General features: G+C 68.0%; 16 protein-coding genes and 1 tRNA gene. 11 read left to right on the forward strand and 6 right to left on the reverse strand.

Going from position 1 to position 17,177, the window contains the following annotated elements:
• Nucleotides 1-18: 18 nt before the first annotated feature.
• The 3 genes from purH to dusB form a co-directional block, all read right to left on the reverse strand.
• The gene (gene purH / locus AC1PPL_RS12870) at nt 19-1,620 is read right to left on the reverse strand and encodes a bifunctional phosphoribosylaminoimidazolecarboxamide formyltransferase/IMP cyclohydrolase (protein WP_479973450.1); all 1,602 of its coding nucleotides are present in this window, start codon (nt 1,618-1,620) and stop codon (nt 19-21) included.
• A gap of 82 nt (nt 1,621-1,702) precedes the next feature.
• Nucleotides 1,703-1,936, reverse strand: a complete 234-nt coding sequence (locus tag AC1PPL_RS12875) for a Fis family transcriptional regulator (RefSeq protein WP_011806682.1) — start codon at nt 1,934-1,936, stop codon at nt 1,703-1,705.
• Nucleotides 1,917-2,978, reverse strand: a complete 1,062-nt coding sequence (gene dusB / locus AC1PPL_RS12880) for a tRNA dihydrouridine synthase DusB (RefSeq protein WP_479973451.1) — start codon at nt 2,976-2,978, stop codon at nt 1,917-1,919. Before dusB ends, AC1PPL_RS12875 begins: the two co-directional genes overlap by 20 nt.
• A 169-nt stretch (nt 2,979-3,147) precedes the next feature.
• Here dusB and AC1PPL_RS12885 point away from each other — a divergent pair, with 169 nt between their 5' ends.
• The gene (locus tag AC1PPL_RS12885) at nt 3,148-3,681 is read left to right on the forward strand and encodes a YqaA family protein (RefSeq protein ID WP_479973501.1); all 534 of its coding nucleotides are present in this window, start codon (nt 3,148-3,150) and stop codon (nt 3,679-3,681) included.
• A 167-nt stretch (nt 3,682-3,848) separates the two neighbouring features.
• Here AC1PPL_RS12885 and ychF read toward each other — a convergent pair whose 3' ends face one another.
• Together ychF and AC1PPL_RS12895 are read right to left on the reverse strand one after the other, a co-directional pair.
• Nucleotides 3,849-4,943, reverse strand: a complete 1,095-nt coding sequence (ychF, locus tag AC1PPL_RS12890) for a redox-regulated ATPase YchF (protein WP_011806713.1) — start codon at nt 4,941-4,943, stop codon at nt 3,849-3,851.
• A gap of 125 nt (nt 4,944-5,068) precedes the next feature.
• The gene (locus AC1PPL_RS12895) at nt 5,069-5,938 is read right to left on the reverse strand and encodes an MOSC domain-containing protein (protein ID WP_011806714.1); all 870 of its coding nucleotides are present in this window, start codon (nt 5,936-5,938) and stop codon (nt 5,069-5,071) included.
• A gap of 101 nt (nt 5,939-6,039) precedes the next feature.
• On the opposite strand from AC1PPL_RS12895, the gene AC1PPL_RS12900 reads away from it, so the two are divergent.
• The 7 genes from AC1PPL_RS12900 to miaB all read left to right on the forward strand — a co-directional run bounded on the left by AC1PPL_RS12900 (nt 6,040) and on the right by miaB (nt 12,851).
• On the forward strand, nt 6,040-7,179 hold the full coding sequence (locus AC1PPL_RS12900; RefSeq protein WP_287926693.1) for an FAD-dependent monooxygenase: 1,140 nt from the start codon (nt 6,040-6,042) through the stop codon (nt 7,177-7,179).
• A gap of 43 nt (nt 7,180-7,222) precedes the next feature.
• Nucleotides 7,223-7,933, forward strand: a complete 711-nt coding sequence (locus tag AC1PPL_RS12905; RefSeq protein WP_011806716.1) for a DsbC family protein — start codon at nt 7,223-7,225, stop codon at nt 7,931-7,933.
• Between the two features lie 167 nt (nt 7,934-8,100).
• Nucleotides 8,101-9,882 (forward strand): M61 family metallopeptidase, encoded by a 1,782-nt coding sequence (locus AC1PPL_RS12910; protein ID WP_479973452.1) that lies wholly within the window; start codon nt 8,101-8,103, stop codon nt 9,880-9,882.
• Between the two features lie 50 nt (nt 9,883-9,932).
• Nucleotides 9,933-10,712: an enoyl-CoA hydratase gene (locus AC1PPL_RS12915; RefSeq protein ID WP_015914224.1), complete on the forward strand. Its 780-nt coding sequence runs from the start codon at nt 9,933-9,935 to the stop codon at nt 10,710-10,712.
• A gap of 26 nt (nt 10,713-10,738) precedes the next feature.
• Nucleotides 10,739-10,815: transfer RNA gene (locus AC1PPL_RS12920), tRNA-Met, on the forward strand.
• Between the two features lie 102 nt (nt 10,816-10,917).
• Nucleotides 10,918-11,367, forward strand: coding sequence for a hypothetical protein (locus AC1PPL_RS12925; protein ID WP_015914225.1), 450 nt, complete (start codon nt 10,918-10,920; stop codon nt 11,365-11,367).
• A 137-nt stretch (nt 11,368-11,504) separates the two neighbouring features.
• Nucleotides 11,505-12,851, forward strand: coding sequence for a tRNA (N6-isopentenyl adenosine(37)-C2)-methylthiotransferase MiaB (gene miaB / locus AC1PPL_RS12930; RefSeq protein WP_479973453.1), 1,347 nt, complete (start codon nt 11,505-11,507; stop codon nt 12,849-12,851).
• A gap of 121 nt (nt 12,852-12,972) precedes the next feature.
• On the opposite strand, the gene ffh is transcribed toward miaB, so the two are convergent.
• A complete protein-coding gene (ffh, locus tag AC1PPL_RS12935; RefSeq protein WP_123676271.1) occupies nt 12,973-14,352 on the reverse strand; it encodes a signal recognition particle protein in 1,380 nt (459 codons plus the stop codon).
• Nucleotides 14,353-14,443: 91 nt separating this feature from the next.
• Here ffh and AC1PPL_RS12940 point away from each other — a divergent pair, with 91 nt between their 5' ends.
• The 3 genes from AC1PPL_RS12940 to AC1PPL_RS12950 are packed head-to-tail and all read left to right on the forward strand — an operon-like array spanning nt 14,444 to nt 17,176.
• A complete protein-coding gene (locus AC1PPL_RS12940; RefSeq protein WP_479973454.1) occupies nt 14,444-15,244 on the forward strand; it encodes a cytochrome C assembly family protein in 801 nt (266 codons plus the stop codon).
• Nucleotides 15,241-15,471, forward strand: coding sequence for a PP0621 family protein (locus AC1PPL_RS12945; RefSeq protein WP_479973455.1), 231 nt, complete (start codon nt 15,241-15,243; stop codon nt 15,469-15,471). The genes AC1PPL_RS12940 and AC1PPL_RS12945 overlap by 4 nt, the downstream gene beginning before the upstream one ends.
• A 4-nt stretch (nt 15,472-15,475) precedes the next feature.
• Nucleotides 15,476-17,176, forward strand: a complete 1,701-nt coding sequence (locus AC1PPL_RS12950; RefSeq protein ID WP_479973456.1) for a sensor histidine kinase — start codon at nt 15,476-15,478, stop codon at nt 17,174-17,176.
• Nucleotide 17,177 lies beyond the last annotated feature (1 nt).

A 17,177-nucleotide genomic window follows, 5' to 3' on the forward strand; every position in this document is an offset into this window, starting at 1 on the left:
CGGCGTGGTCAGCGCGTCTCAGTGACGGAAGTGGCGCACGCCCGTGAAGACCATGGCCACGCCGCGCTCGTTGGCCGCGTCGATGACCTCCTGGTCGCGCATGGAACCGCCGGGCTGGGCGACGCAGGTCGCGCCCGCGTCGACCACCACGTCCAGCCCATCGCGGAACGGGAAGAAGGCGTCGCTGGCCACCACGGTGTTCTGCAGGGACAGGCCCGCGGCCTGCGCCTTGATGCTGGCGATGCGCGCCGAATCCAGCCGGCTCATCTGGCCCGCACCCACGCCCATGGTCATCCCGCCCTTCACGAACACGATGGCGTTGCTCTTGACGTACTTGGCCACCTTCCAGGCGAACAGCAGGTCCTGCATCTCTTCCTGCGTGGGCTGCTTGAGGGTCACCACCTTCACATCGGGCAGTTGCAGCTCATGGTTGTCGGCCGTCTGCAGCAGCAGGCCCGAGCCCACGCGCTTGGCGTCCATCAGGTTGCGCCCCTGCTCCCACGCCGTGGCACCGCCGAAGGCAGGCAGAGCGATCTTCATCAGGCGCACGTTGGCCTTGGCCTTGAACACCTCCAGCGCCTCGGGCGTGAAGTCGGGCGCCATCAGCACTTCGACGAACTGCTTGGCGATCTGCTGCGCGGCCGCGCCGTCCACCGGGCGGTTCAGCGCGATGATGCCGCCGAAGGCGCTGGTGGGGTCGGTCTGGAAGGCCTTGCTGTAGGCCTCCAGCGCGCTCGTGCCCACGGCCACGCCGCAGGGGTTGGCGTGCTTGACGATCACGCAGGCCGGCAGCTTGAAACTCTTGACGCATTCCCAGGCGGCGTCGGCGTCGGCGATGTTGTTGTACGAGAGTTCCTTGCCCTGCAGCTGCACGCCGGTGACGATGGAGCCGGGCGCAGGGTGCAGGTCGCGGTACAGCGCGGCCTGCTGGTGGCTGTTCTCGCCGTAGCGCAGGTCCTGGATCTTTGTGAAGATGCCGTTGCTCTGGCCGGGGAACAGCGCGCGTTCGGGCACGTAGCTCTCGGACAGCTTGGCCTCGACGAACTGGATGGACGACAGGTAGTCGCTGATGGCGCCGTCGTACTGCGCGATGCGGTTGAACGCCGCCACCGACAGCGCGAAGCGCAGCTTGTCGGACAGCTTGCCCGCGGCCTTCAACTCGCCCAGCACCGCGTCGTACTGGTCGGCCGAGGTGACCACGCCCACGTCCTTCCAGTTCTTGGCGGCGCTGCGCACCATGGCGGGGCCGCCGATGTCGATGTTCTCGATGGCGTCGGCCAGCGTGCAGCCGGCCTTGGCCACCGTGGCCTCGAACGGGTAGAGGTTGACCACCAGCAGGTCGATGGTGTCGATGCCGTGCTCCTTCAGCGCCGCCATGTGCGCAGGCAGCTCGCGGCGCGCCAGCAGGCCGCCATGCACCTTGGGGTGCAGCGTCTTCACGCGGCCGTCCAGCATCTCGGGGAACTGCGTGACCTCGGCCACCTCGGTGACGGGCAGGCCGCTCTCGGCCAGCAGCTTGGCGGTGCCGCCGGTGGACAGCAGGCGGATGCCCAGCGCATGCAGTGCCTGGGCAAATTCGACGATGCCGGTCTTGTCGGAGACGGAAAGGAGTGCGTTCATGGGGGACTCGTGATGGTTTTGATGAAATCGGGCTGTAGCGCTTGATGGGAAAGCGCCACCAGCTATTCTTTTAGAAGCAACATCAGAGCAGCTTGTGCTCCACCAGCTTCTTGCGCAGCGTGTTGCGGTTCAGCCCCAGCCATTCGGCGGCGCGGGACTGGTTGTTGTCGGCGTGGCTCATCACCACCTCCAGCAGCGGCTTTTCCACCAGGCGCACGACCATGTCGTACACGCCGTCGGGCGTCTCGCCGCCCAGGTCGCGAAAGTAGCCCTGCAGGCTCTCGCGCACGCATTGTTCAATGTTGTTCCGGCTCATGCTCTGTTTCCCTCACGGGCGGGACCGCGTCGGCGCCGTCGTGTGCGGACGGCAGCCGGTCCATCTGCGCGCCCAGCGCGCTGAAGAAATCGGCCACCGCCTGCCACTGCGCCGCGCAGTCCTCGATGGTGTTGATGTGTTGTCGCAGTGCCTCGCCGCCCGGCAGCGCGCGCACATACCAGGCGATGTGCTTGCGCGCGCTGCGCACGCCGCTGGCCTCGCCGTACAGGCCGTAGTGGTCCTGCAGGTGCTCCAGCAGCAGGCGGCGCACCTCGGCCACCAGCGGCGGCGCGAGGTGCTCGCCAGTGGCGAGGTAGTGGCCGATCTCGCGGAAGATCCACGGCCGGCCCTGGGCCGCGCGCCCGATCATGACCGCGTCGGCGCCTGTGGCGGCCAGCACCGCCCGGGCTTTCTCGGACGACGTGATGTCGCCATTGGCCACCACGGGCACGCGCACGGCGGCCTTCACGGCAGCGATGGTGTCGTACTCCGCCTGGCCCTTGTACCCCTGCTCGCGCGTGCGGCCGTGCACGGTCAGCATCTGGATGCCCACGTCCTCGAAGCGGCGCGCCAGCACCACGGCGTTCTTGTGCTGCTGGCACCAGCCGGTGCGCATCTTCAGCGTGACGGGCACGCCGCGCGGTGCGCAGGCGGCCACCACGGCGTCGGCGATCTCCACGGCCAGGGCTTCGTTCTGCATCAGGGCGGAGCCCGCCCACTTGTTGCAGACCTTCTTGGCGGGGCAGCCCATGTTGATGTCGATGATCTGGGCACCGCGGTCGATGTTGTAGAGCGCGGCCTCGGCCATCATGGCCGCGTCGGTGCCGGCGATCTGCACCGCGATCGGGCCGGGCTCACCCTCGTGGTTGGCGCGGCGGCTGGTCTTGAGGCTGTTCCACAGGTCCTTGCGCGAGGTCACCATCTCGCTCACCGCATAGCCCGCGCCCAGCCGCTTGCACAGCTGGCGAAACGGCCGGTCCGTCACGCCCGCCATGGGGGCGACGAACAGGCGGTTGGCCAAGGGAATGGGGCCGATCTGCATGGACGGTACGGGCGGGCTGGGGGTGTGTGGGCGAAGGGGCGGATTCTACCTGCCCAAAATTTCAGCAACCGAAAAGCCAGCACTGCGATTGCGCATGTTGCGCCCGCGGGTGGCGACGCAGCCAGCGCACCGCTGCCCCTACACTCGCAGCCCTGCTATGGAAATCTGGATGCACCAACTGCTGGACCTGCTGGCTCTGCCCCAATTCGGCCTGAGCACGGTGTTCATCGTGGCCTTCATCTCCGCCACGCTGCTGCCCGTGGGCTCGGAGCCGGCGGTGTTCGGCCTGGTCAAGCTGAACCCCGAACTGCTCTGGCCCGCGATCCTGGTGGCCACGGCCGGCAACACGCTGGGCGGCGCGGTCAGTTGGTGGATGGGCCTGGGCGCGCACCGCGCCTGGGACGCCGCCCGCCGGCACCGCCATGCGGGCCATGCGCAGGCCCCCGCCAAGCCCGCCCGCGAACTGAGCCGCACCGAACGGCGCGCCCGCGTGTGGCTGCGCCGCTGGGGGCCCAAGACCTGCCTGCTGAGCTGGCTGCCCGTGGTGGGCGACCCGCTGTGCGCCGTGGCCGGCTGGCTGCGCATGCCGTTCTGGCCCTGCCTGCTCTACATGGCGATTGGCAAGTTCTTCCGCTATGCCAGCATGACGGCCGGCCTGCTGTACCTGGTGCCAGGCGACTGGGTACGCTGGCTGCATCCCTGATCGCACGGCATACGGGCGCGCCACTGGCACCCGGCGCCGGGGGTCACGCGAGGGGATGCACGGCGCGCCACAGCTTCAGCAAGTGCGGCAGCGCGGGTGCTGGCTCCCCAGGCATGCACATGGGCCTTTGTGCCCGTCAAGGCTGGCGCTGCCAGCCAAAGTGCGGGTCAGACGTTGAAGAGGAAGTTCATCACGTCGCCGTCCTTGACGACGTATTCCTTGCCTTCGGCGCGCATCTTGCCCGCGTCCTTGGCGCCCTGCTCGCCCTTGTACTGGATGAAATCCTCGAACGCGATGGTCTGCGCGCGGATGAAGCCGCGCTCGAAGTCGCCGTGGATCACGCCGGCCGCCTGCGGCGCGGTATCGCCCACGTGGATGGTCCAGGCGCGCACTTCCTTCACGCCGGCCGTGAAGTAGGTCTGCAGGCCGAGCAGCTTGAAGCCCGCGCGGATCAGGCGGTTCAGGCCCGGCTCCTCCAGCCCCATTTCCTGCAGGAACATGTCGCGGTCCTCGTCGCCCATCTCGGCCATCTCGGCCTCGATCTTGGCGCAGATGGCGACCACGGGCGCGCCCTGGGCCTCCGCATAGGCCTTGAGCTTGTCCAGCAGGGGGTTGTTCTCGAAGCCGTCCTCGGCCACGTTGCCCACGAACATCGCCGGCTTGGCGGTGATCAGGCAGAACTGCTTGAGCAGCGGCGCGTCTTCCTTGGACACGGGCACGGTGCGCGCCGGCTTGCCCTCATCCAGCGCAGCCTGGATGGGCGTGAGCAGTTGCACCAGCTTGGCGGCTTCCTTGTCGTTGCCGCTCTTGGCCGCCTTGCTATAGCGCTGCAGGGCCTTCTCGACGGTGGCCAGGTCGGCCAGGCACAGCTCGGTCTGGATGACCTCGATGTCGGCGATGGGGTCCACGCGGCCGGCCACGTGGATCACGTTCGGGTCCTCGAAGCAACGCACCACGTTGACGATGGCATCGGTCTCGCGGATGTGCGCCAGGAACTGGTTACCCAGGCCTTCGCCCTTGGAGGCACCAGCCACCAGGCCCGCGATGTCGACGAACTCGACGATGGCGGGCACGATGCGCTCGGGATTGATGATCTCTGCCAGCTGCTGCAGGCGCGGATCGGGCACCTCCACCACGCCGGTGTTGGGCTCGATAGTGCAAAAAGGATAGTTCTCGGCGGCAATGCCGGCCTTGGTGAGGGCGTTAAAGAGGGTGGACTTGCCGACGTTGGGCAGGCCCACGATGCCGCATTTCAGGCTCATGGCAGGGCTTTCGTAGGTTCGGGAGACAAACCCGCCATTTTACGGGAGGGGGTATGAAGCGAAGCGCGCGCGCGCCAATGCCCCGCAGGCGCTCCCCTCGCCGGGCGCCCCCCGCAGGGCCCCCCTCAGTCGAACCGCAGGTTGGCCGCCACGGGCTGGCCCACGCGCAGCACCGTGCCCGTGCCCTCGCGCACGATGGCATTCATGGCGAAGGTGATCGCGCCGTCCATGCGCGGATCCTGGCGGTAGCGGCGCAGGGCCGTGCTGACGGCCGGGGTGCTCTCGGCCGTGGCGGGGTCGATGTTGGGGATGGGGCAGCGCGTGCACGGCTTGACGAGCTGCAGCCGCACCTCGCCTTCGCCCGTGCCGATGAACAGCTCGTCGATGCGGTCTTCGTCGTGCGCCTCGACCCCGGCAATCACCAGGTTGGGCCGAAAGCGCTCCATGCCCACCGCCCCCTCGCCCGCGGCCAGCAGCCGCTCGTTGAGGCCGTCCAGCGACCCCTGGCTCGCCACCAGCAGCGGAAAGCCGTCCGCGAACTGGGTGGGCGCCTCGATGCCGCCGGTCCACCGCAGGCTGGACAGCCGGCGGTGCTCCGGGTCAAACCGCACCAGCCGGCAGCGCAGCCCCAAAAAGTCCGAAAACCACTGCGCGGCCAGGTCGCCCATGTCCCAGGCGGGCACGGTGTCGTCCCACACCTGCACGGTGGCCGGCTGCTCGACCCGGTCCAGCGCCACATGCAGCGCCAGCATGCCGGGCGCGCGCAGCACCAGGTCGTCGCTGCGCAACTGCGGGCGAATCAGCGCCATGCGCGGCAGCGTGCGCTGCGACAGGAACACGCCCTGCGCGTCGACCACCATCCAGGCGCGGTCCAGGTCCAGCCCGGTATCGGTCAGCAAGGCCTGCTGCACCTCGATGCCCGCGCAGGACTTCACGGGATGGATGAACAGCCGGGCCACGGTACCGGTCAAGTCATGGTCTGCACGAAAGCTCACGCTGCTGCTCCTGTCGCTGTCGATGGATGAGGGGATTGGCCCGCGATTGTGCCGCCGCCCCACCCGGCGCAGGGGCGTAGCGCGGCTCCTACAATCCCGGGATGGCGCAGACATTTGACGTATGTATCCGCGGCGCGGGCGTGGTGGGCCGCACCTTGGCACTCTTGCTGGCGCGCGACCGCCTGCGCGTGGCGCTGGTGGGCCCGCCGGAGAGCGCCCCCTCCGACGGCGACGTGCGGGCCTACGCGCTCAATGCCGCCTCGCGCGCGCTGCTGGAATCCGTGCGCGGCTGGCCCGACGCGCAGCATGCGACGGCCGTGCTGCAGATGCAGGTGCACGCCGACCAGGACGGCCAGGTGCGCTTTGACGCGGCCCAGCAGGGCCACGACGCGCTGGCCTGGATCGTGGACGTGCCCGCGCTGGAGGCGCGCCTGGCAGATGCCGTGCGCTTTCAGCCGCTGGTGGAGCCGGTCGCCGCGCCCGTGGACGCCGCGCTCACCGTGGTGTGCGAAGGCCGCGCCAGCCGCACGCGCGCCGAGTTCGGTGCCGAATTCGACATCACCCCCTACGCCCAGCACGCGATCGCCACGCGGCTGGTGTGCGAGCGGCCCCACGGCCAGGTGGCGCGCCAGTGGTTCCTGCCCGACGGCGGCATCCTCGCCTTCCTGCCGCTGGACGGCGCCCAGGGGCGCACCGTGGCCGTGGTGTGGTCGGTGCCGCAGGAGCAGGCTCCGCACTGGCTGCAGGCCGACGAAGGCAGCTTCACACAGCGCCTGCGCGAAGCCAGCCGCGATGCGCTGGGCGCTTTGCAGCTCGCGGGCCCGCGCGCCAGCTGGCCGCTGCAGCAGGCCCAGGCGCGCCACTGGTGCGGCGCCCTGCCCGGCCAGTCCGCCCTGGGTGCGCGCCGCAGCTGGGCACTGGCCGGCGACGCCGCACACAACGTGCACCCCCTGGCCGGCCAGGGCCTGAACCTGGGCCTGGGCGACGCGCGCACGCTGGCGCGTGTGCTGCACGAGCGCGCGGCCTGGCGCAGCGTGGGCGATCTGCGCCTGCTGCGCAGCTACGAGCGCGAACGCAAGGCCACGCTGCTGCCGATGGGCATGGCCATGGACGGCCTGCAGCAGCTCTTCACCCGGCGCGAGGGCGCGCTGGCCGCGCTGCGCAACTGGGGCATGAAGGGCTTCGAGCGCAGCGGCCCGCTCAAGGCCTGGGTGGCCCGCCAGGCCATGGGCGCTGACTGATACGACGAGCCCCTTTTTCTGAGTAGAAACGGAAACCAACGCAATGAAACTCCTCCCCACCTTGCTGGCCGCCACTGCCCTGTGCCTGGGCCTGAACGCATCGGCACAGGACGCCGCGATCCGCAAGGCGCTGGCAGAGCGCATCCCGCAGCTGCAGCAGATCGACGAAGTGCGCTCCACGCCCATGAAGGGGCTGTACGAGGTGCGCATCGGCACCGACCTGTTCTACACCGACGCCCAGGGCAACTACCTGATCCAGGGCGAGCTGATCGACACCAAGGCGCGGCGCAACCTCACAGAGGACCGCATCAACAAGCTGACGGCGGTGGACTTCAAGGCCCTGCCGCTGCAGGACGCCTTCACCCTGGTGCGTGGCAACGGCGAGCGCAAGCTGGCGGTGTTCGAGGACCCGAACTGCGGCTACTGCAAGCGCTTCGAGAAGGACATGCAGAACGTGGACAACGTGACGGTGTACCTGTTCCTCTACCCCATCCTCAGCCCCGACTCGGCCGAGAAGTCGCGCAACATCTGGTGCGCCAAGGACCGCGCGGCCGCGTGGGACGACCACATGCTGCGCGACAAGACGCCCGCAGCGGCCAGCTGCGACACGGCAGCGCTGCAGCGCAATCTGGCGTTCGGGCGCAAGCACAAGATCACCGGCACGCCCACGCTGATCTTTGCCGACGGCTCGCGCGTGCCCGGCGCCATCGGCGCGCAGGACGTGGAAAAGCGCCTGGCCGCTGCCGGGAAGTAAGGCGCCACTGCCGCCCACCGCGCATCCTTCACCGGCATGCGCTGCAAATATGAGAGCTGCTAGCGCTTGCTCACTGAGGACTTTCAATACATTTCATATTGAAACCCTTGTGCGGCAAGCGCAAGCAGCTATTTTTTTGATATCACCCCCTCTAGCTGCATCCCGCCATGTCTTTTGCCGCCAGCACCGCCGCCGTCCACTACCGCATCGACCCCACGCAGACCCACGCCCACCTGTACCGCGTCACGCTCACCGTGGCGGTGCCGGCGGCGCAGCAGGAGCTGTCGCTGCCGGTGTGGATTCCGGGCAGCTACCTGGTGCGCGAGTTCTCCAAGAACCTGCAGTCGCTGCAGGCGCAGCAGGGCGGCGCCCCCGTGCCCGTGCAGCAGCTGGACAAGCACCGCTGGCGCGCGCAGTGCACGGCGGGCACGCCGCTGGTGCTGAGTTACGAGGTGGCCGCCTACGACACCTCGGTGCGCACCGCCTGGCTGGACGCCACGCGGGGCTTCTTCAACGGCACCAGCCTGTGCCTGCGCGTGCACGGGCAAGAGGACGCGCCGCACACGCTGGAGGTCGCCTGCCCGCCCGCGCTGGCCGGCTGGTCGCTGGCCACGGGGCTGGAGCCGGTGGAGGTCACCCCGTCCGGCTTCGGGCTGTACCGCGCGCGCAACTATGACGAACTGGTCGACTGCCCCGTGGAGATGGGCCCGTTCTGGAGCGCCCAGTTCACCGCCTGCGGCGTGGCGCACCAGCTGGTGGTGGCGGGCGCCGCGCCGTCGTTGGATGGCGAACGCCTGCTGCGCGACGTGCAGCGCATCTGCGAGGAGGCCATCCGCTTTTGGCATGGCGCGCAGCAGCCGCCGTTCACGCGCTACGTGTTCCTGCTCAACGTGGTGCACGACGGCTACGGCGGGCTGGAACACGGCAACTCCACCGCCCTCATCTGCGGCCGGCGCGACCTGCCGCGCGTGGGGGACGCCGCCACGCCCGAGGGCTACACCACCCTGCTCGGCCTCATCAGCCACGAATACTTCCACACCTGGAACGTCAAGCGCCTGCGCCCCGCCGAGTTCGCGCGCTACGACTACGCGTGCGAGAACTACACCGAGCTGCTGTGGTTTTTCGAAGGCTTCACCAGCTATTACGACGACCTGCTGCTGCGCCGCGCAGGCCTGGTGGACCACGCCACCTACCTGCGTCTGCTGACCAAGAACATCAACCAGATGCTGCAGACGCCGGGCCGCCAGGTGCAGTCGGTGGCGCAGGCCAGCTTCGACGCCTGGGTCAAGTACTACCGCCAGGATGAGAACACGCCCAACAGCACCGTGAGCTACTACACCAAGGGCGCGCTGGTGGGCCTGTGCCTGGACCTCGCGCTGCGCCGCGAAGGCCGCACCACGCTGGACGACGTGATGCGCGCGTTGTGGCAGCGCACGGGCGGCGGCCCCATGGCCGAGACCGACCTGCTGGCCGTTTTGCAGGAGTTGTCGGGGCGCGACTGGTCCGGCGAGATCGGGCAGTGGGCGCACGGCACGGCGGAGCTGCCGCTGGCCGAGCTGCTGGCCGCCCATGGCATCCGGCTGCAGGCGGAGCCCGCACAGATCGCCCAGCGCCTGGGCCTGCGCGTGAACGAGAACCACGGCGTGCACATCAAGACCGTGCTGCGCGGCGGTGCGGCAGAGGCGGCCGGCTTCATGGCCGGCGACGAATGGCTGGCGCTGGAAACGCCGGGCCAGGCCTGGCGCCTGCACAAGTTGGACGATGTGCCGCTGTACGCCGCCAGCGCCATCCAGATCACGGCCTTGGTGGCGCGCGACCAGCGTCTGATGCGCCTGGCGCTCACGCTGCCAGGCGCCGGCGCGGCCTCTGACACGGTGCGCCTGGACGTGCAGGACGCCGCCGTGGCCCAGCGCTGGCTGGGGCCGGCCCAGCCGGGTCCTCAGGCATGAAGGCTTGGGTATATTCCCGGCATCCCACCCACTACAAACAGGAGATCACCTTGGCCTACGAATGCATCGAAGTCCGCACCGAAGCGGACAAGGTCGGCATCATCACGCTCGCCCGTCCCAAGCAACTCAACGCGCTCAACGACCAGCTCATGACCGAGCTGGGCGAGGCCCTCAAGGCGTTCGACGCTGACGAGAAGATCGGCTGCATCATCCTGACGGGCAGCGAGAAGGCCTTCGCCGCGGGCGCCGACATCGGCGCCATGGCCAAGTACAGCTTTGCCGATGCGTACAAGGGCGACTACATCACGCGCAACTGGGAGCAGATCCGCAGCATCCGCAAGCCCGTCATCGCGGCCGTGAGCGGCTACGCCCTGGGCGGCGGCTGCGAGCTGGCGATGATGTGCGACTTCATCATCGCGGCGGACAATGCCAAGTTCGGACAGCCCGAAATCAAGCTGGGCGTGATCCCCGGCGCGGGCGGCACGCAGCGCCTGCCGCGCGCTGTGGGCAAGGCCAAGGCCATGGACATGGCCCTCACCGGCCGCATGATGGACGCCACGGAAGCCGAGCGCTCCGGCCTCGTCAGCCGCGTGGTGCCGCTGGACAAGCTGATGGAAGAAGCCCTGGGTGCGGCCCTCGTCATCAGCGGTTTCTCGCAGATCGCCGTGATGGCCGCCAAGGAATCGGTGAACCGCGCCTTCGAAGGGACTTTGAGCGATGGCGTGATGTTCGAGCGCCGCCTGTTCCATGCGCTGTTCGCCACCCAGGACCAGAAGGAAGGCATGGACGCCTTCGTGAACAAGCGCGCAGCAGTCTTCACGCACCAATAAATTTTTGTTCTATAATTCGAGGCTTCGGTGGTATAGCTCAGTTGGTTAGAGCGCAGCATTCATAATGCTGATGTCCCAGGTTCAAGTCCCGGTACCACCACCAGATACAACCCGCAGCGCCCCAGGTGCTGCGGGTTTTTCTTTAGCCGCGTGGCGGGCCGGCGCCTGCCACTAGAATTTTCGTTTCAGCCCCTGGATGTACACCATGAATCGCTGCAACACCCGCACCTTTGCGTCCACCCGCACCCGCGGCGCCTGGCTGGCGACCCTCGCATGCCTGGCACTGCTGGGCGGCGCCGCGTCCACGGCCGCCACGGCCCAGACGGTGGCAGCCACCGGCCTTGCGCGCACCTTCCCCGCCAATGCGCTGCGCGGCACGCTGAACTTCCAAGACCGCACGACGGCCCTGCTCAACGGCAATGCCATCCAGGTGGCGCCCGGCATGCGCCTGTTCAGCCCGCAGAACGCGCTGGTCATGACCCACACCGTGCAGGGCAAGCCCCTGAAGGTGAACTACGTGACCGAGGCCAGCACGGGCATGCTGCTCACCGCCTGGATCCTCACGCCCGCCGAGGCCGCCTTGCCCCGCAAGGGCAGCGACACCGAAACCAACGTGCGTTTCGAGTGGGACACCAAGCCCGCCGCGCTGCGCTGACACACCCGCGCTGATGCAGCGCGCTGAAGCCCGGCGCGCGTTCGCGTTTCGCCGGCCCCGCTGGCCAGCCCGCAACCGCCCCGCTGCCGCCTGCGCCGCGGTGGCCGGTCTTTCGCGAGATTGAAGAGACACAAGCCATGTCCAAGAAAGTTTTCATCAAGACCTTCGGCTGCCAAATGAACGAGTACGACTCGGACAAGATGGCCGATGTGCTGGGCGCCGCCCAGGGCTATGAGCCCACCGACGACCCGGAGCAAGCCGACCTGATCCTTTTCAACACCTGCTCGGTGCGCGAGAAAGCGCAGGAGAAGGTGTTCAGCGACCTCGGCCGCGTCAAGCACCTCAAGGACAAGGGCGTGCTCATCGGCGTGGGCGGCTGCGTGGCCAGCCAAGAGGGCGAGGAGATCATCAAGCGCGCCCCGTTCGTGGATGTGGTCTTCGGCCCGCAGACGCTGCACCGCCTGCCCGATCTGCTCAACGCCCGTGCCGCCAAGGCCAGGCCGCAGGTGGATATTTCCTTCCCTGAGATCGAGAAGTTCGACCACCTGCCGCCCGCGCGCGTGGAGGGCGCCAGCGCGTTCGTTTCGATCATGGAAGGCTGCTCCAAGTACTGCAGCTACTGCGTGGTGCCCTACACGCGCGGCGAAGAGGTCAGCCGCCCGTTCGAGGACGTGTTGGTGGAAGTCGCCGGCCTGGCCGACCAGGGCGTGCGCGAAGTCACGCTGCTGGGCCAGAACGTGAACGCCTATCTGGGCGCCATGGGCGACACGGCGGAGAAAGCCGACTTTGCGCTGCTGCTGGAGTACGTGGCCGAGATCCCCGGTATCGAGCGCATCCGCTTCACCACCAGCCATCCCAACGAGTTCACGCCGCGCCTGATCGAGGCCTACGCCAAGATCCCGAAGCTGGTGAGCCACCTGCACCTGCCCGTGCAGCACGGCAGCGACCGCATTCTGATGGCCATGAAGCGTGGCTACACGGCCATGGAATACAAGAGCACCATCCGCAAGCTGCGCGCCATCCGCCCCGACATGGCGATGAGCAGCGACTTCATCGTGGGATTTCCCGGCGAGACCGAGGAAGACTTCCAGAAGATGATGAAGCTGATCGACGACGTGCGCTTCGACAATTCCTTCAGCTTCATCTTCAGCCCGCGCCCCGGCACGCCCGCCGCCAACCTGCACGAAGACACGCCGCATGAGGTGAAACTGCGCCGCCTGCAGGAGCTGCAGGCCGTGATCAACCGCAACATCCTGGAGATCAGCCAGGAGCGCGTGGGCACGGTGCAGCGTCTGCTGGTGGAGGGCGTGTCCAAGCGCGACGGCAGCGAGCTGATGGGCCGCACCGAGTGCAACCGCGTCGTCAACTTCCCCGGCCAGGAGCGGCTGATCGGCCAGATGATCGACGTGAACATCACCGAGGCGCGTACCTACACGCTGCGCGGCGAGGTGGTGACCGGCGAGGTCACGACCGCGGTCGGATGACCCTCAAAAACCATAGCTACCAGCGCTTGTCACCTCTGGATTTCAGATGGTTTTCCGCCTGAAACCCTTGAAATACCAGCGCGAGCAGCTCTATTTATAGGAGCGGTCACCGCTCCCCTGTTCAGAACCGCGGCATGCCTCCCATGCCCGGCAGGCCGCCCTTCATGCCGCCCATCTTCTTCATGAGCTTCATGAGGCCGCCGCCCTTCATCTTTTTCATCATGCCCTGCATCTGCTCGAACTCGTTGAGCAGGCGGTTGACCTCCTGCACCTGCACGCCGGCGCCCTGGGCGATGCGCTTCTTGCGTGTGGCCTTGATGAGCTCGGGCTTGCGGCGCTCCAGCGCCGTCATGCTGCAGATGATGCCCTCCTTGCGGCGGATGTCGCGCTCGGCCTTGTCCATGTCCACCTGACCTGCCTTGGCCGTGAGCTGCGCGGGCAGCTTGTCCATGAGGCTGGACAGGCCGCCCATCTGCTTCATCTGCTGCAACTGGGCCAGGAAGTCGTTCAGATCGAACCCGTCGCCGCTCTTGACCTTGGCGGCGAGCTTTTGCGCCGCCTCCATGTCCACGCCGGCCGTGACCTGCTCGACCAGCGCGACGATGTCGCCCATGCCCAGGATGCGGCCCGCGTGGCGCTCGGCGTCGAACACTTCCAGGCCGTCGATCTTCTCGGACACGCCAGCAAACTTGATCGGCGCGCCCGTCACCTGGCGCACCGACAGCGCCGCACCGCCGCGCGAGTCACCGTCTAGTTTTGTGAGCACGATGCCCGTGAGCGGCAGCGCTTCCTTGAAAGCCTTGGCGGTGTTCACCGCGTCCTGGCCCTGCATGGCATCGACGACAAACAGCGTCTCCACCGGGGTCAGCACGGCATGCAGGTCCTTGATTTCCTGCATCAGCACCTCGTCGATGGCCAGGCGGCCGGCAGTGTCCACCAACAGCACGTCGAAGAAGTGCTTCTTGGCGTAGTCCAGCGCTCCAAGGGCGATGTCGCGCGGCTTCTGGTCGGGCGTGCTGGGGAACCACTCGGCGCCGGCCTGCTTGGTCACGGTCTTGAGCTGCTCGATGGCGGCGGGGCGGTACACGTCGCCCGAGACGGTCAGCACCTTCTTCTTGCGCTTTTCGATCAGGTGCTTGGCCAGCTTGGCCGTGGTGGTGGTCTTGCCCGCACCCTGCAGGCCGGCCATCAGGATCACCGCCGGCGGCTGCGCGTTGAGGTTGATGTCCGCCACGCCCTCACCCATGGTCGCGGCCAGCTCCTTGTTCACGATGCCCACCAGCGCCTGGCCGGGCTTCAGGCTGCCCAGCACCTCTTGACCGAGGGCTTTTTCCTTCACGCGGGCGATGAAGTCGCGCACCACGGGCAGCGCCACGTCGGCCTCCAGCAGGGCCATGCGCACCTCGCGCAGCATGTCCTGCACGTTGGCTTCGGTGATGCGGGCCTGGCCGCGCATCTCCTTGACGAGACGGGTGAGTTTTTCGGTGAGTGCGGAGGCCATGGCCAAATGCTCCAGATGCACCGGCCCGGGCGTAATGCCGGCCGATGGCACAGCCCCGACGACCAGGGGCGAAAGGCTAAACTGCGAACCCATGATTTTACCCAGTGCTTCCCCGCTCGGCTGGCTGCTCGCCCTGGCCACCGCCGCCGCCTACGCGCTGGCGGCGGCCCTGGCGCCGCGCACCTCCACAGGCCGCGGCCAACTGGCCATCATGGCCCCTGCCTGGATGCTGCATGGCGCTGCGCTGGTCTGGAGCCTGCTGGGCAGCACGCCGCATTTCGGCTTTGCCGCCGCCCTGTCGATGACGGCCTGGCTGGTACTGACCACCTACGCCGTTGAGCGGCAGCTGTTTCCGCAGATGCGCGCGCGCTGGGTGCTGTGCGCACTGGGCGGCGCGGCCGTGTTGGTGGCAGCGCTGTTTCCGGGCCGGCCACTGCACGTATCCGCCTCGCCCTGGCTGCCGCTGCACCTCACGCTGGGCATTGCATGCTATGGCCTGTTTGCCGCAGCGGTGGTGCACGCCTGGCTCATGAGCCGTGCCGAGCGCCAGATGCGCCTGGCTGCCGATTCGCACAGCGGCATGCCGCTGCTGACGCTGGAGCGGCTCACGTTCCGCTTCGTGACGGCGGGCTTTGTGCTGCTCTCGGCCACGCTGGTGGCGGGCTGGCTGTTCAGCGAGCAGCTCTACGGCCGCGCCTGGCTGTGGGACCACAAGGCCGTGTTCTCGCTGCTGGCCTGGATCTCCTTCGCGGTGCTGCTGCTGGGCCGCTCGCGCTTTGGCTGGCGCGGCCGCAGCGCCGTGCGCGTGCTGTATGCAGGCACGGCACTGCTGCTGCTGGCCTACGTGGGCTCACGCTTCGTAATGGAAGTGGTGCTGGGGCGGGCGGCATGAAATACCTGGTCCTGTTCGCTGTGCTGGCCGTGGTCTACGCGGTGTGGCGCGCGCAGCGCCGTGCGTCTGCGCCGCGGCAAGGCAACACCCAGCGTCCGCCCATCGCACCGCCACAGGACATGGTGCGCTGCGCCCACTGCGGCGTGCACCTGCCACGTGGCGATGCCGTGCCCGGGGGGGCGCATATGTACTGCAGCACCGCCCACCGGGACCGTGGGCCCGCCTGAGCCAATGCCCTCCAAGCTGGCAGCCGCCGCCTCTCCCCTGCCCTTTCATCGCCTGTGGAATGCCTTCCTCACAGCGCGCGTGATGGTGGCGCTGGCGCTGCTGCTGCTGCAGTTGCTGGGCATTGCACTCAACCAGGCCGGCGAACCGCTGCTGTTCAGCATCTGCCTGGGCTACCTGGTGGCCACGGTGGCGCTGCGGGTGTGGGGGCACGGCGCGGTGCCCGACCCGCGCCCCGGCATCCAGTGGTTGCCGTCCATCGGGCTGGATCTGTTGCTGGTCAGCGTGCTGCAGGCGCTGCAGCAGTCGGGCGGCTTGAATTTCACGCCGTTGTTCGGGCTTCCTGTCCTGATGGCAGGCGTGCTGGGATCCTTGACTCTGGCTCTGGCAACCACGGCCGGCGCCACGCTGCTGCTGCTGGCCTGGGCCTGGTGGCTGGGCACATACGGCGGCGCCGGAGACGGCACGCAGCGTTACCTGCAGGCGGCGTTGACAGGCACCGGCTACTTCATCGTCGCCTATCTGGTGCATCTGCTGGCCGCCAAGCTCACCAGCGAGCAGCAGATGGCCCGGCGCAGCCAGATGGATGCGCGCACCCACCGCGCGGTCAGTGCCCTGGTGATGCAGCACGTGGCCGATGGCGTGCTGGTGCTGGACCTGCATGGCCAGGTCCGCCTGGCCAACCCTGCGGCGTTGCTGATGCTCGGCCACAAGATCTCCGGAGATTCCTCCCTGACGCTCACGCACACGGCGGCCTTCAAACCCCTCATGGATCTGGCGTGCGCCACTTTCCAGATGGAGCGTCCCCAGCATGCCGATGTCAACGTCCTGCACGATGGCCAGATCCCCATGGCCCTGCGCGTGCGCGCATGGCTCACCCACACGCAGGACGCCCCGGACGACTCTCCGGGGGAGCCGCTGTGCGTGATGTTCCTGCACGACCTGCGCGAGATGGAAGCGCGCCTGCGCACCGAGAAGCTGGCCGCCATGGGGCGCATGTCGGCCGCCGTGGCACATGAGATCCGCAACCCGCTGGCAGCGATCGTGCAGGCCAACGAACTGCTGGACGAAGACCTGGACGACCCCACACAGAAGCGCCTGACACACATGGTGCGCCAAAACGCCGACCGACTGGTGCGCATCACGGAAGACGTACTGGACATTGCGCGCGTGCAGCACCAGATCCACCAGGCCAGCACCTCCACCGTGGCACTGGATGCCACGGTGCAGCAGGTGTGGAACGACTGGACGGCGCAGGACCCCGCACGCCGCCAGGGGCAATTGGTACTGGACGCGGGCGCGGCGCAGGTGGAGTTCGACGCCGAGCACCTGCGGCGCGTGCTGGTGAACCTGCTGGACAACGCATTGCGCTACAAGGGGCCCGAACCCGACTCGCTGTGCCTCGCGACGCGCGCCACCCCCGGCGGGAAGGCCGGCGTGCAGGTGTGGAGCGATGGCGCACCGCTGGACAAATCGGTGGAGCGGCATCTGTTCGAGCCTTTCTTCTCATCCGAAAGCCGCTCCAGCGGGCTGGGCTTGTACATCTGCCGCGAACTGTGCCAGCGCCACGGGGCGGCCATCGGCCACCAGCGCACCACACGCAGCCTGGCGCGTGGCGAGGTGGCGGGAAACGCCTTCACTGTGACCTTCCGCAGTCTTTCGCGCCCTGCGGACAGCGCATCACTGTTTGACACAATCGTGGTCTGAC

The sequence above is a fragment of the Diaphorobacter sp. B2A2W2 genome, assembly GCF_056730635.1.

Coding starts and splice junctions, on each gene's coding strand:
- purH (WP_479973450.1), bottom strand. CDS start 1,620: ATGAACGCACTCCTTTCCGTCTCCGACAAGACCGGCATCGTCGAATTT.
- AC1PPL_RS12875 (WP_011806682.1), bottom strand. CDS start 1,936: ATGAGCCGGAACAACATTGAACAATGCGTGCGCGAGAGCCTGCAGGGC.
- dusB (WP_479973451.1), bottom strand. CDS start 2,978: ATGCAGATCGGCCCCATTCCCTTGGCCAACCGCCTGTTCGTCGCCCCC.
- AC1PPL_RS12885 (WP_479973501.1), top strand. CDS start 3,148: ATGCACCAACTGCTGGACCTGCTGGCTCTGCCCCAATTCGGCCTGAGC.
- ychF (WP_011806713.1), bottom strand. CDS start 4,943: ATGAGCCTGAAATGCGGCATCGTGGGCCTGCCCAACGTCGGCAAGTCC.
- AC1PPL_RS12900 (WP_287926693.1), top strand. CDS start 6,040: ATGGCGCAGACATTTGACGTATGTATCCGCGGCGCGGGCGTGGTGGGC.
- AC1PPL_RS12905 (WP_011806716.1), top strand. CDS start 7,223: ATGAAACTCCTCCCCACCTTGCTGGCCGCCACTGCCCTGTGCCTGGGC.
- AC1PPL_RS12910 (WP_479973452.1), top strand. CDS start 8,101: ATGTCTTTTGCCGCCAGCACCGCCGCCGTCCACTACCGCATCGACCCC.
- AC1PPL_RS12925 (WP_015914225.1), top strand. CDS start 10,918: ATGAATCGCTGCAACACCCGCACCTTTGCGTCCACCCGCACCCGCGGC.
- miaB (WP_479973453.1), top strand. CDS start 11,505: ATGTCCAAGAAAGTTTTCATCAAGACCTTCGGCTGCCAAATGAACGAG.
- ffh (WP_123676271.1), bottom strand. CDS start 14,352: ATGGCCTCCGCACTCACCGAAAAACTCACCCGTCTCGTCAAGGAGATG.
- AC1PPL_RS12940 (WP_479973454.1), top strand. CDS start 14,444: ATGATTTTACCCAGTGCTTCCCCGCTCGGCTGGCTGCTCGCCCTGGCC.
- AC1PPL_RS12945 (WP_479973455.1), top strand. CDS start 15,241: ATGAAATACCTGGTCCTGTTCGCTGTGCTGGCCGTGGTCTACGCGGTG.
- AC1PPL_RS12950 (WP_479973456.1), top strand. CDS start 15,476: ATGCCCTCCAAGCTGGCAGCCGCCGCCTCTCCCCTGCCCTTTCATCGC.